This is a genomic window from Lacrimispora indolis DSM 755, assembly GCF_000526995.1.
GTDB classification, from domain to species: domain Bacteria; phylum Bacillota; class Clostridia; order Lachnospirales; family Lachnospiraceae; genus Lacrimispora; species Lacrimispora indolis.
The window spans coordinates 1,075,058-1,087,235 of sequence record NZ_AZUI01000001.1 but is presented as its reverse complement, the minus strand read 5'-3'; the positions used below and the strand labels follow the sequence as shown (position 1 = coordinate 1,087,235).

Annotated in this window: 12 protein-coding genes; 9 read left to right on the top strand and 3 right to left on the bottom strand. The window is 45.8% G+C overall.

Annotation, left to right across the window (positions count from 1 at the left end):
• The first annotated feature begins 4 nt into the window (after positions 1 to 4).
• A complete protein-coding gene (locus K401_RS0105250) occupies positions 5 to 754 on the top strand; it encodes a GNAT family N-acetyltransferase (RefSeq protein ID WP_024291972.1) in 750 nt (249 codons plus the stop codon).
• On the opposite strand, the gene K401_RS0105245 is transcribed toward K401_RS0105250, so the two are convergent.
• Positions 690 to 1,391 carry a hypothetical protein gene (locus K401_RS0105245; RefSeq protein WP_024291971.1) on the bottom strand — a complete coding sequence of 234 codons (702 nt, stop codon included), beginning with the start codon at positions 1,389 to 1,391 and terminating at the stop codon, positions 690 to 692. The two genes, K401_RS0105250 and K401_RS0105245, sit on opposite strands and share 65 nt — an antisense overlap.
• 333 nt (positions 1,392 to 1,724) lie before the next feature.
• Between K401_RS0105245 and K401_RS0105240 the strand changes: the two genes are divergently transcribed.
• Together K401_RS0105240 and K401_RS0105235 are read left to right on the top strand one after the other, a co-directional pair.
• Positions 1,725 to 2,501 (top strand): YesL family protein, encoded by a 777-nt coding sequence (locus tag K401_RS0105240; protein ID WP_024291970.1) that lies wholly within the window; start codon positions 1,725 to 1,727, stop codon positions 2,499 to 2,501.
• A gap of 149 nt (positions 2,502 to 2,650) precedes the next feature.
• A complete protein-coding gene (locus tag K401_RS0105235) occupies positions 2,651 to 3,229 on the top strand; it encodes a GTP pyrophosphokinase (protein ID WP_024291969.1) in 579 nt (192 codons plus the stop codon).
• 171 nt (positions 3,230 to 3,400) lie between these two features.
• Here K401_RS0105235 and K401_RS0105230 read toward each other — a convergent pair whose 3' ends face one another.
• Together K401_RS0105230 and K401_RS0105225 are read right to left on the bottom strand one after the other, a co-directional pair.
• Positions 3,401 to 4,612, bottom strand: coding sequence for an ammonium transporter (locus K401_RS0105230; protein ID WP_024291968.1), 1,212 nt, complete (start codon positions 4,610 to 4,612; stop codon positions 3,401 to 3,403).
• 145 nt (positions 4,613 to 4,757) lie between these two features.
• Positions 4,758 to 5,096 carry a P-II family nitrogen regulator gene (locus tag K401_RS0105225; protein ID WP_024291967.1) on the bottom strand — a complete coding sequence of 113 codons (339 nt, stop codon included), beginning with the start codon at positions 5,094 to 5,096 and terminating at the stop codon, positions 4,758 to 4,760.
• 277 nt (positions 5,097 to 5,373) lie between these two features.
• Here K401_RS0105225 and ispE point away from each other — a divergent pair, with 277 nt between their 5' ends.
• From ispE to K401_RS0105195, 6 genes are all read left to right on the top strand, one after another.
• Positions 5,374 to 6,279 carry a 4-(cytidine 5'-diphospho)-2-C-methyl-D-erythritol kinase gene (ispE, locus tag K401_RS0105220; RefSeq protein WP_024291966.1) on the top strand — a complete coding sequence of 302 codons (906 nt, stop codon included), beginning with the start codon at positions 5,374 to 5,376 and terminating at the stop codon, positions 6,277 to 6,279.
• Entirely contained in the window at positions 6,269 to 6,943 is a 675-nt protein-coding gene (locus K401_RS0105215) for a GntR family transcriptional regulator (protein WP_024291965.1), read from the top strand. Before ispE ends, K401_RS0105215 begins: the two co-directional genes overlap by 11 nt.
• Positions 6,944 to 6,959: 16 nt before the next feature.
• Entirely contained in the window at positions 6,960 to 7,151 is a 192-nt protein-coding gene (locus tag K401_RS0105210) for a hypothetical protein (protein WP_024291964.1), read from the top strand.
• 137 nt (positions 7,152 to 7,288) lie between these two features.
• Positions 7,289 to 7,912 carry a TetR/AcrR family transcriptional regulator gene (locus K401_RS0105205; protein ID WP_024291963.1) on the top strand — a complete coding sequence of 208 codons (624 nt, stop codon included), beginning with the start codon at positions 7,289 to 7,291 and terminating at the stop codon, positions 7,910 to 7,912.
• A gap of 23 nt (positions 7,913 to 7,935) precedes the next feature.
• The gene (locus K401_RS0105200; protein WP_024291962.1) at positions 7,936 to 9,078 is read left to right on the top strand and encodes an efflux RND transporter periplasmic adaptor subunit; all 1,143 of its coding nucleotides are present in this window, start codon (positions 7,936 to 7,938) and stop codon (positions 9,076 to 9,078) included.
• A 12-nt stretch (positions 9,079 to 9,090) separates the two neighbouring features.
• On the top strand, positions 9,091 to 12,132 hold the full coding sequence (locus tag K401_RS0105195; protein WP_024291961.1) for an efflux RND transporter permease subunit: 3,042 nt from the start codon (positions 9,091 to 9,093) through the stop codon (positions 12,130 to 12,132).
• Positions 12,133 to 12,178: the final 46 nt, after the last annotated feature.

The following is a 12,178-nucleotide window of genomic DNA, read 5'->3' as shown; positions in this document are numbered from 1 at the left end:
GAAAATGACCTGGGAACAAGAAATCACAGTAGAAGGAAAAGTTTTCCAGGTTACCATATCCGATGATCATGAGGCCCTGCGTTCTGCTTTTGCGGAAGGCAGGGCCATCGTTGGTTTATGGGACGGTCAACGGGCGGATCAGAATCTTGCACCTGCGGCCTATGTGGTGGAAGCTCCTGAAGACATTGATGCTGGATTACTAGAACGGGTCGTCCGGAGAAAAGAGGGGCTTCCATGGAATATTGCCAGAACCAAGAGGCTGTTGATCCGGGAGTTTGTGCCTCATGATTTTGCTGCTATGCCGGTGGAGTCTGAGGCCGGGATGCCAGAAGCTTTATTTTTAAAGAAAGAATCCTTAACAGCTTACATCAGGCATCAATACGGCTTTTATGAATACGGTATCTGGGCTTTGGTTGACCATAGCACAGGGCGGCTTGTGGGAAGGGCAGGAATCTGCAATTTAGACCTTGACGGGCAGGAAGAATTTTTAGAGGCAGCAAAAAATAATGATACCCCGGTGGAACTGGGATATCACATCTTTTCTCCATATAGGCGGAACGGGTATGGGAAGGAGGCCTGCAGGGCAATCCTTTCCTATGGTGCCGCAGCTGTTTCAGAGAGGATTTATGCAAGGATCCATGAAGGAAATCATGCATCCATAAAGCTGGCGGAGGGTTTGGGGTTTCGCTTTATTGCCCGAACACATAGCGGATCAGATCCAGGGATGTGTCTGTATGAGTGGAATTGCTCATAACTGCAAGGATCGGGGTATCTATGGCGAGGCCGGTTTTTTCACAGAAATCCGTACCTTCCATGAGAAGGCCGCAACCTATTTTTTCTCCTGTTTCCTGATTGGTCACAAAATAGAGGTTTTCCTTCACCTTGTCGTAAAAATCGGCAGGGAGGAGTTCTTTTAAGTCCAAAAACCCGCCCATTTCCCCGAAATGGTCTATGGTATCCGGCTTTCCGATCATAACATCCAGTCCCTGGCTGGATATCATGGCGGTGAGTTTGGCCAGCTGCGCATAGGTAAATTCATTCATGGAGGATTCATCAAAGGTGGGAGACATGGAGTAGTCCACATCGATCTTTGCATCCTCCTTAAGGCCAATGTACTGTCGGAAGCCCTGGTTAAAGTATTCATCTACAGAATCGGCTTCACCTGTTGGGCTGCTGTTTAAAATGACACAGGAAAGGGCGGTTTCAAACCGGTTGTTATAGACGGCTGAGCCAATGGAAGAGATAAGGATGATTGCCACGATGACGATGATAATGGGAATCCTGTAATACTCCCAGATGTACCAGGGTCTGTCCTTTGGGTTCATACTTTTTATTTTGTTCCGCTCTTCCCGCAGGGTATCCTTTAGGCTTTTTTCCTCGTATGGGGTCATGATTCAAACCTCTTTCTTTATTAATTGCAAGTATTATTGATTATATTATGAACCTGGGGTTCATGATCAACATTCAACCTTCGCGCCGAGGAGCAAGCTCCTCTTCGTTCTCTTGCGCTCATTATATCATGATTCTACGAATCATGATCAACATTCGCCGTTCGCGCCGAGGAGCAAGCTCCTCTTCGCTCTCTTGCGCTCATTATATCACACAACAGAAAAAAATCATTAAAATAATTATAAAAATTTAGTGAAATAAGAAAGAACGTTTGCATTTTAAGGGCAAATCCGTTATAATATCCTTTAACGCCGTTATGAGAAGGGGAAAAACATATGTTTTCTGGTTTTTTTAATTATGATAATCCGGTATGGCGGTTTATCGGTAAATTTGGAGATTTGATTATTTTAAATATCCTGTGGCTGATATGCAGCATTCCGATTTTTACCATCGGTGCTTCTACCACAGCCGTATATTATGTGACCCTGAAACTTGCAAGAGATGATGATGGATACACCATCCGCTCTTTTTTTAAATCGTTTAAAGAAAATTTCAAACAGTCCACGGTGATCTGGCTCATTCTCCTGGCCGTAGGAGTGATCCTTGGGATCGATGTATACTTCTTCACCAGATTGTTTACAGGTTCCGGGGCATTCCGGACCGTAATGCTTACGGTGTTCCTGGCAATGGTTCTTATTTATGCGGCTGTTTTTACGTATATTTTCCCGCTTCAGGCCAGATTTTTCAACTCAGTAAAGCGAACCTTTTTTAATGCATTTTTCATGTCCCTGCGTCATTTGTTCCGCACCATCGGAATGATTGCCATTGACGGTGTGCTGGTAGCAGCTGCCTTCGTATTCATGGTGCCGCCGATGCTGATGATATTCATGCTGTTTGGCTTTCCGCTGCTGGCGTTCATCAATTCCTATATCCTGTCTCCTGTGTTCAGTCTGTACATGCCTAAGGAAGAGGAGAGGAATGATGATGAGCTGAGACCCCTGTTTGCAGATGAGGACGAGCCTGTAAGCACTATTCTCATGGCAAAGGGCGATGAGCATGAGGGAGAAGCAGCAGAGAAAGAAGAATCAGAAGTTCAAAAAACACAAGACTGACAGGAATAATTCCTGCTGTCAGCCGGACGGGACCGCTCATGCATTCCTGTCCGGCTGTTTTTATGGGGATTTTATACTATGGACACCATATGGACACAAAAAAAAGATATACTTAATAACTGGACAAGGAAATACCTGGGAGGTGGAATATGACTGAAGAAGAGTATCTCTGTTTTATCCAGCCCTATGAGGATGCACTTAAAAATATCCGTGTCAGAGTGGATGTGCTGAACAAAGATTACAGAAGGAAGAATCAGAATTACCCCATCCATCATGTCCAACACAGAATCAAACAAAAAGAAAGTATTGAGAATAAGCTGGAGAAGAACGGATATGAGGCCAGTGCGGATTCGGCCAGAAACTATCTGACGGATATTGCCGGAATCCGGGTCATCTGTTATTTTGTAAGAGATATTTATGCCATTGTATGCCTGTTAAAGAAGCAGTCGGATATTGTGGTCATAAAAGAATGTGATTATATTGCAAACCCAAAGCCCAACGGATATAGGAGCTTCCACATTGTTTTTGGAGTTCCGGTCTATCACACTGACGGCATGGAATATTATCCGGTAGAAATACAGCTGCGCACCATGTCCATGGACTTATGGGCCAGCATGGAGCACCGTATCTGCTATAAGGGGGAAAAGAAGGAACGGGCGGCAGAAGAATTCAAGGGATATGCCCTGGCCTTAAGGCAGATGGAGATGGAGATGGAAGAATTCCTCTGAGGAAGCAAAATAAGATAGGGCATGTTCCAAGGCTATGAGTATATAATCCATAGCTTTGGAACATGCTCTTTTATTATGCTTACAGGGCACCAAAAAGCTGTTTAGAAAGTTCCCCCGGCAGAATTTCTGCCGGGGGATTAGGGAAGTAATATAAATATGAGAAAAAGCGGATTATTTATCGATCCGGAAGCCTGAATAGGCGTTCATGCCGTGTTCATGTAAATCCAGACCGTCCAGCTGTTCCTGATCGGAAACTCTTAAGCCTATGGTTTTCTTAAGCAGAGTAAAGATGATAAATGCCGCTATGGACGTATAGACCAGAACAGAAGCAACGCCCACTAACTGTGTCAGGAAATTGCATCCCTCCCCAAAGATACCGGTCAGCAGTGTGCCCAGAAGTCCGCAGAATCCATGAACGCCCACAGCGCCCACAGGGTCATCGATTTTGGCTTTTTTATCAATGAATTCAATGGCAAGAACCACTGCAAAACCAGCAATTACTCCAATGATGATGGCTTCGTAGGGAGTCACCACATCACAGCCTGCAGTAACGGCTACCAGACCGGCCAGGGAACCGTTTAATGTCATGGATACGTCAGGCTTGCCGTAACGCACCCAGGTAAACAGGAGAGTGGCCAGAGTAGAAGCGGCAGCAGCCAGGTTGGTTGTCATGGCGATGTTACCGAGAGTGGTGGTGGCAGCAGTTGTGGAGCCGCAGTTAAACCCGAACCAGCAGAACCAGAGAATGAAGACGCCCAATACGCCCAGGGGAATGTTGTGACCGGGAATTGCGTTTGCAGTCCCGTCTTCGTTGTATTTCCCAATGCGGGGGCCGACGATTTTAGCTCCTACCAGGGCGCAGACGCCGCCTACCATATGGACTGCAGTAGAGCCTGCAAAGTCGTGGAATCCCATGTCGGCTAACCAGCCGCCTCCCCAGATCCAGTGTCCGGTTATGGGATAAATGACCACGCTGATGGCTGCCGAGTAGACCAGGTAAGAAGCAAATTTTGTGCGCTCTGCCATAGCTCCTGAAACAATGGTAGCGGAGGTGGCACAGAATACGGTTTGGAAAATCATGAATACAGCAATGGGAAGACCGTTGAATAAGCCGTTTCCGTCTGCCAGAGAATAGGGATTAAAGAATCCGGAATTGCCGAAAAGGCCTGCCACATTGCCTCCAAACATCAGGGGAAAGCCCAGGATAAAGTAGAAGAGGGTTCCGAGAACAAAGTCCATCATGTTCTTCATGCAGATGTTCCCCGCATTTTTTGCCCTTGTGAACCCTGTTTCTACCAGGGCAAAACCTGCCTGCATGAAATAAACCAGAATTGCGGCCAGCATGGTCCAAATAACATTCAGTAATAAAGTTGTATTTTCCATAATCATAACTCCTCCTAATATTTTTTGATGGAATCATTGCCTTCACAAGAATAAAAACAGGGGATAACCGCTTAAAAAAGCAATTATCCCCGTTGATAGTTTATTTCCATTCTGTATGAAATTAAATGTCAGCTCCTTCTGGGAACTACAAAGCCTCCCGGCCGTGTTCGCCGGTTCTGATCCGCACTGCATCCTGCACATCGTAAACAAAAATCTTGCCGTCACCGTAATTGCCCGTATTGATTTCCTTTACTACTGCATCAATGATGGGATCGGCCAGTTCCTTTGGTACAACGGTTTCCACCTTAACCTTTGGAAGCAGGTTCACATTATATTTGGTACCCCGGTACATCTGTGTGTAACCTTTCTGATTGCCATATCCCATGACGTTGCTGATCATTATTCCGTTGACCTTGCAGCCTTCCAGGATAGCCTTCAGGCTTTCAAGCTTTTCTGGCTTGATAATAATTTCCAACTTTTTCATACAGCGCATCCTCCTCTATTTTGATTACAAAAAAAGGGCGGTTCCAGTTTTGGAACGCCCTTGTTCAGTATATCAACATTATACACGACAAATTTTTTCTGTCAAATAAAAATTTAAAAGAGTATGAGAAAAAATTTTGTTAAAAATTAACAAGAACAAGAAATATATATGAGAATATACCTCTTGTACTTTTTCTTATTTTGTTATATACTAAATACTGTATACAAAAAAATAAAAAAATACAATCCGAAGAAATAAAAAGTGAGGGTGTTTGCCTATGATAAGACATCTGGGATTAAAAGCATACGGGAAGGTTAATCTGGGACTTGATGTTTTGAGAAAGCGGGAAGACGGATATCATGAAGTTCGGATGATCATGCAGACCGTAGGCCTTTATGATAAGATTGACATTTACTTAAAAGAGACTCCGGGAATCGAGGTTGTGACAAATCTCTATTACCTTCCGGTGAATGAAAACAACCTGGTTTATAAGGCGGCCAAACTCCTTATGGACGAGTTCCGCGTCCTCCACGGTATCCGCATTCACTTGAATAAGTTCATCCCGGTTTCCGCTGGAATGGCAGGGGGCAGCAGCGATGCGGCGGCAGTTTTGTTTGGGGTCAACAAGATGTTCCAGCTTGGGCTGACAAGGGAAGAACTGATGGAACGGGGCGTAAAGATCGGGGCAGACGTGCCTTACTGCCTGATGAGGGGAACAGCGTTAAGCGAAGGAATCGGAGAAATCTTAACTCCCCTTCCGGACATACCTCAATGTCAGATTCTCATAGCAAAGCCCGGGGTCAGCGTGTCCACGAAATTTGTTTATGAACATCTGGATGTATCTGCCTTAAGAAAGGAAGATCATCCGGACATTGACGGCATGATCGAAGCCATTGGCAACCGCGACATATACCAGATATCGGAACGCCTGGGAAATGTGCTTGAAACGGTTACCATTCCGGAATATCCGGTGATCGCACAGATCAAGGACAAGATAATAGAATTGGGTGCTGTGAACGCCTTGATGAGCGGAAGCGGCCCCACGGTATTCGGCATTTTTACCAGCCCCAGAGCCGCGGAAAGGGCTTATGAAGAATTGAGATACGGCGAGTCAAGGAACCTTGCAAAGCAGGTTTATCTGACTAATTTTTACAATACCAGGGAGGTTACCAATGAGCAATGATTTAAAGGTTAATATGAATGAATATCTGCCCCTTCGGGACGTGGTTTTTAATACGCTCCGTCAGGCGATTTTAAAAGGAGAACTGGCGCCTGGAGAGCGTCTTATGGAGATACAGCTTGCGGAACGTCTTGGAGTCAGCCGCACCCCTATCAGGGAAGCCATCAGAAAGCTGGAGCTGGAAGGTCTGGTGTTAATGGTGCCCAGAAAAGGGGCGGAAGTCGCAAAGATTTCTGAAAAGAGCTTAAGAGATGTTTTAGAGGTCCGCAGATCCTTAGAGGAGCTTGCCATTGAACTGGCCTGTCAGCGCATGACCCAGGAGTCAGTGGAAGAGCTTGAAAAAAAGCAGGAGGAATTTAAGCAGGCTGTTGAAGACGGCAATGCCATGGAAATCGCGGAGACTGATGAGGCGTATCATGACGTGATTTATAAAGGCACCTGCAATGACAGGCTGGTGCAGATGATCAATAATTTAAGAGAGCAGATGTACCGTTACCGTTTGGAATACATCAAGGATGAGGATAAGCGCCAGATCCTTTTGCTGGAACATGACAACATATTAAGGGCGGTCAAACAGCGGAAGGTACAGGAGGCTAAGGAAGCCATGCGGGAGCATATTGATAATCAGGAGATCACCGTATCAAAGAATATCAAGGAACAGGAATGAGAAGGAGAGGGATCCTATGGCATTTAAGGAGAAATATCTGGCCGGTGAGATAGAATTTGAAGCCATTGATGATTTTGTTGAAGAATGGAATAACAGCACTACCACCGAAACCCTTGCCCGGTTTCTCGGCCTTAATGAAGAGGAAGAGGATGTGTGGATTGAGGAAAGCGATGAAGCCTTAAAGGAGCTTCTTGACAGTAAAAAATAAACAGAGTTGGAAAAATTATTAAATAAATATAACCTTTCTTGACAAGGTGACAACGTGTCATTATAATGAATGACATATTGTCACCTTGATGTGTTTCCACGGATTCACATGAAGTTACAGAAAGGAGAGGTGAAAAAATGCCTACTGATCGGTTTTATCATCTTCCGACAGCTAAAAAAATGTCCATTCGCGATGCCGCGGTGGAGGAGTTTACTCGAGTACCGTTTGAGAAGGCATCCATCAACAAAATAATCCAGGCCGCAGGTATATCGAGAGGAAGCTTTTATACTTATTTTGAAGATAAGCGTGATGTTCTGGGATACATTTTTGAGGAGGCTGCTAAAAGATTTCAGAATGGCTGGGTGAGCTGTGCTGAAAGAAACGGCGGTGATTTATGGAAGACTGCGGAAGAGTTTTTGCAATACAGCATAGCCAATACACAGGAAAATGTATTGCAGCTGGTTAAAAATATTGTTGAGGGTGAAAAGATGTTTGGTGTGACTCACCGCTTATGCCGGGAAAATACTCAGGCCCAGCAGGAAATGCAGGAGGTGATGTACCGTTCTATCGATATGTCTGATCTTAAAGATGAAAGCATTGAGACCTTTGGAAAGGTAGTAACCATGATTTTCTTGGAACTGGTTCATTGCATGGGCTGGTACTACCACCATCCGGAAGATGAAGAAAAAATTAAGAAACTCTTCCAGGAAAAATTAGAAATTCTGCAATATGGAATTCGTAAACAACCATTACAATCTTAATATGGCTAAATAAGGAGTTGACTATGACCAAGAAAAAAGTATTCATCATTGCAGGGGCAGTTGTAATTGTAGCGGCTGTGGCAGGACTGATCCTTCCAAGAATGCTGGAAGGAAAGAAGGAAGAGCTTGTGGCGGAGGTCCCGCCGGCTGTAACAGCAGAAAAACCTGAGATCAGGACCATTGAATTAAGCAATGAACTAATCGGAACGATTGAGCCGGACAGCATTGTCCATGTCACTCCCCTTGGAGCCGGGGAGGTTACAAGTGTAGGCGTTAAGACAGGAGATGCGGTATCTGCAGGCCAGCTTCTCTGTGTCATCGACACAAAGCAGGTGGAAAGCTCCCGGATCACCGCGGAAACCGCCAGAATCACCTATGAGGACGCCAGAAAGAATTTAGACCGCCTTGCGGTTCTTTACGCAGCCGGCGATGTGGCTGAAGCGGATTATCAGTCTCTGGTTGATAAAACGGAGATGGCAAGACTTCAATACGAGAATGCCAAGATCGCATATAATATCCAGACAGAAAGCAGCCAGGTGACCGCTCCCATTGCAGGGCGGGTGGAAAGCTTTAGCGTCAGCGTTCATGATATGGTTTCTCCTCAGACCACTATTTGCGTTATTTCAGGTGAAGGCGGAAAGTCCCTGACCTTTTATGTTTCAGAGAGAATCGTAGGGGGATTAAAGGCAGGAGATACCATAAGAGTGGAAAAGAATGGGACCGATCATGAGGCGTCCATCACGGAAGTGAGCACAATGATTGATCAGGAAAGCGGCTTGTTCAAGGTAAAGGCTTCCATTCCCAACGGGGATTCCCTGGCAACAGGAACTTCCGTTAAGCTTTACGTAACCGCCCGGCGGGCGGAGAATGTCCTGACAGTTCCGGTAGACAGCATTTATTATGAGGGCGGGAACCCGTATATTTATACATATGCAAATGGAGTTCTTAAGAAAAATGCCGTGACAGTAGGGCTGGCAGACAATGAGTACATAGAAGTTCAAAGCGGCATCACTGCCGACGATCAGGTAGTGACCACATGGACCAGCGAATTGTATGATGGTTCCAAGGTCACCCTTGCAGACGGAAATGGAAAAGAATCCGAGACACCACAAGACACGGCAGAATCAGAAGGAACCGAGACAGAAACTTCCGGTCCTGCACAGTAAGGGGGCGGTGAAATGGGAATTACAAAATTCGTTTTAAAGAGGCCCATAACCACCGTCTTAGCGGTATTGTGCCTGCTGGTCTTCGGTTTGTCCTCTGTTTTATCTTCGAAAATGGAGCTGACACCGGAAATGAACTTTCCAATGCTGCTGATCAGCAGCGTTTATGCGGGAGCGAACCCCGAAGATGTAAATGACCTGGTTACCAGGCCGGTGGAAGAGGCCGTAGGTACCTTGTCCGGCGTTAAGAATGTCCAGTCCAGCTCCCAGGAAAATGTTTCTATCGTAATGCTGGAGTATGAGTATGGTACGGATATGAATAAAGCATATTCGGATCTGAAAAAGAAGATGGATATCGTTGAACTCCCCGACGACGTGGAAACTCCCAGCGTTATGGAATTCAATATCAATGACATGCCGGTGGTAACTCTGGCTGTTAGAGATCCATCCCAGAACAATCTTTATAACTTTGTGAATGATAAGATCGTACCGGAATTTGAGAAAATTTCTTCCGTTGCCAGCGTAAACATGAGCGGAGGCCAGAAGAGCTATGTGAGCGTCCGGCTGATCCCTGAAAAGATGAACCAGTATCATCTTAATATGAATTCCATCAGCCAGGCCATCAAAGCAGCTGACTTTACCTATCCGGCAGGAAATACCGGTGTGGGAAAGAGAGATTTATCCGTCAGTACGGGGGTAGAAGTTAAGAGCGTTGAAAGCCTTAAAAAGGTTCCTGTGGTTGCAGGCGGTGGAAAGACCATTTACATGGAGGACATAGCTGAAATTACAGAAGCCTCTGAAAATCAGGAAGCCATCGGACGGTATAATGGGGAAGACACCATTACCTTAACCATTAATAAACAGCAGAAAAACAGTGCGGTGGATGTTTCCAAGTCCATGACCAGGACTGTTGAAACCTTAAAAAGGGAATATCCTAACCTGGATATCATAGTAGTTGACGATACCAGCGACCAGATCACATCTGCCCTTGACAGCGTTAAGAATACCATGATCATGGCTGTCGTCATTTCCATGATCATTATTTTCCTGTTCTTTGGAGATATCAAGGCATCTCTCATTGTAGGAAGCTCCATTCCCGTATCCATTCTGGTGTCTTTGATCTTAATGGCTGCCATGGGCTTTTCCTTAAACGTTATCACCATGAGCAGTATTGTTCTGGGTGTAGGTATGATGGTGGATAATTCCATTGTTGTTATGGAGAGCTGTTTCCGGTCCCAAAAGGGCACCGGGTTCCGAGAATATATGCAGGCGGCTCTGGAAGGCACGGGAATCGTGCTCCAGTCCATTCTCGGAGGAACGATTACCACCTGCGTCGTGTTTATTCCTCTGGCGCTTTTGGAAGGTCTTACTGGCCAGCTGTTTAAACCCTTAGGCTATACTATCGTATTCTGTATGCTGGCATCTCTGATTTCTGCCATTACCATAGTCCCGCTGTGCTACAGCAGGTTCCGTCCTATTGAAAAACAGAATTCCCCTATGGGCGGAATTGTAAAAGCAATGCAGAACGGCTACCGCAAAATCGTAGGCAGACTGCTTAATAAGCGTGCGACAGTTATGATCGTGTCAGTTCTGCTTTTGATTGCGTCCTTTGTACTGGCAACAAGGCTGGGCTTTGAGTTAATGCCGGAAGTGGACCAGGGGACGATTACCGTTACTGCTGAGATGCGTCCGGGACTTAAGGTAGAAGAGGCTGATAAGATTTTAAAGAAGCTGGAAACCATCGTTACCGGCGAGGAAGATTTAAAATCCTATATGGTCAGCTACGGTGGAAGCGGTTTAAGCTTCAGCGGAGCTAAGAATGGAACCCTGACTGCTTATTTAGAGAGTGACAGAAAGCTGTCCACCAATCAGGTGGTCACTAAGTGGAAAAAGGAAATGAACCAGATTCCCGACTGCAATGTCACTGTGGAGTCTACCTCCAGCATGAGCAGTATGAGCAGCACACATGATTTTGAGGTAATCCTTCAAAGCTCCCAGCTGGATAAACTGAAAAGCGTTTCAAGTCAGATGGTGGCAGAACTGGTCCAGACCCCTCAGCTGATCAAAGTCCATTCGGACTTAGAAAATGCGGCGCCTGTCATTAAGGTCCATGTTGACCCTATAAAAGCGGCGGCCGAAGGCGTGGTTCCTACCAATGTAGGCGGTTTGTTAAACACTATGCTCAGCGGTTCAAAGGCAGCTACCATGGATGTGTCCGGCCAGGAAGTTGATATTAAAGTGGAATATCCGAAGGATTCTTATGATACTCTTGATAAGGTGGAGGGAATCATGATTCCAAACAGTTCCGGCGGCTCTGTGGCCCTTACGGATATCGCTGATATCGGTTATGAAGACAGCCCTACTTCCATTAGCAGGAAGAACAAGCAATATTTAGTAACCATAACAGGCTCTTTTACCGATGTGGTAAAAACGAATAAAGAAAAAGAGGCAACGAAAAAGGATATTGATGAAAAGATTGTAAACAAATATTTAGATGATATTGTTACAAGGGCAAAGAACAGTGAAGATGAATCCATGCAGGAGGAGTTTTCCAACCTGTTTAGCGCGATTGCCACAGCTGTGTTTCTGATCTTCATCGTTATGGCTGCCCAGTTTGAATCTCCCAAATTCTCCCTGATGGTCATGACGACCATTCCATTCAGCTTGATCGGGTCCTTTGGGTTCCTGGCGGCTGCGGGAGTTGCCATCAGCATGCCGTCCCTCCTTGGCTTCCTGATGCTCATTGGTACGGTGGTAAACTCCGGAATCCTATATGTGGATACGGTGAATCAATACCGGGCTACCATGGATAAGCGGACTGCCTTGATTGAAGCAGGAGCTACCAGACTTCGCCCCATCCTTATGACGACCCTTACCACTGTGGTATCCATGATTCCTATGGCAATGGCCATCGGAAGTAACGGAGAGACCATGCAGGGCCTTGCCCTGGTAAACGTAGGCGGTTTGACAGCTTCCACAATCCTGTCGCTGCTCATGCTCCCGGTATACTATTCCCTTATGAGCGGTAAAACAGATAAGACCATATTGCCAGATTAAGAGGCGGCAGGGAGCCGGACCTTCGGGAAATCCGGTTCCCTGCTGG

What these genes read in the sequence shown, in the direction of transcription:
- K401_RS0105230 (WP_024291968.1), bottom strand. Translation starts at nt 4,612, where the DNA reads ATGGAAAATACAACTTTATTACTGAATGTTATTTGGACCATGCTGGCC.
- K401_RS0105240 (WP_024291970.1), top strand. Translation starts at nt 1,725, where the DNA reads ATGTTTTCTGGTTTTTTTAATTATGATAATCCGGTATGGCGGTTTATC.
- K401_RS0105235 (WP_024291969.1), top strand. Translation starts at nt 2,651, where the DNA reads ATGACTGAAGAAGAGTATCTCTGTTTTATCCAGCCCTATGAGGATGCA.
- K401_RS0105215 (WP_024291965.1), top strand. Translation starts at nt 6,269, where the DNA reads ATGAGCAATGATTTAAAGGTTAATATGAATGAATATCTGCCCCTTCGG.
- K401_RS0105225 (WP_024291967.1), bottom strand. Translation starts at nt 5,096, where the DNA reads ATGAAAAAGTTGGAAATTATTATCAAGCCAGAAAAGCTTGAAAGCCTG.
- K401_RS0105200 (WP_024291962.1), top strand. Translation starts at nt 7,936, where the DNA reads ATGACCAAGAAAAAAGTATTCATCATTGCAGGGGCAGTTGTAATTGTA.
- K401_RS0105245 (WP_024291971.1), bottom strand. Translation starts at nt 1,391, where the DNA reads ATGACCCCATACGAGGAAAAAAGCCTAAAGGATACCCTGCGGGAAGAG.
- K401_RS0105250 (WP_024291972.1), top strand. Translation starts at nt 5, where the DNA reads ATGACCTGGGAACAAGAAATCACAGTAGAAGGAAAAGTTTTCCAGGTT.
- ispE (WP_024291966.1), top strand. Translation starts at nt 5,374, where the DNA reads ATGATAAGACATCTGGGATTAAAAGCATACGGGAAGGTTAATCTGGGA.
- K401_RS0105205 (WP_024291963.1), top strand. Translation starts at nt 7,289, where the DNA reads ATGCCTACTGATCGGTTTTATCATCTTCCGACAGCTAAAAAAATGTCC.
- K401_RS0105195 (WP_024291961.1), top strand. Translation starts at nt 9,091, where the DNA reads ATGGGAATTACAAAATTCGTTTTAAAGAGGCCCATAACCACCGTCTTA.
- K401_RS0105210 (WP_024291964.1), top strand. Translation starts at nt 6,960, where the DNA reads ATGGCATTTAAGGAGAAATATCTGGCCGGTGAGATAGAATTTGAAGCC.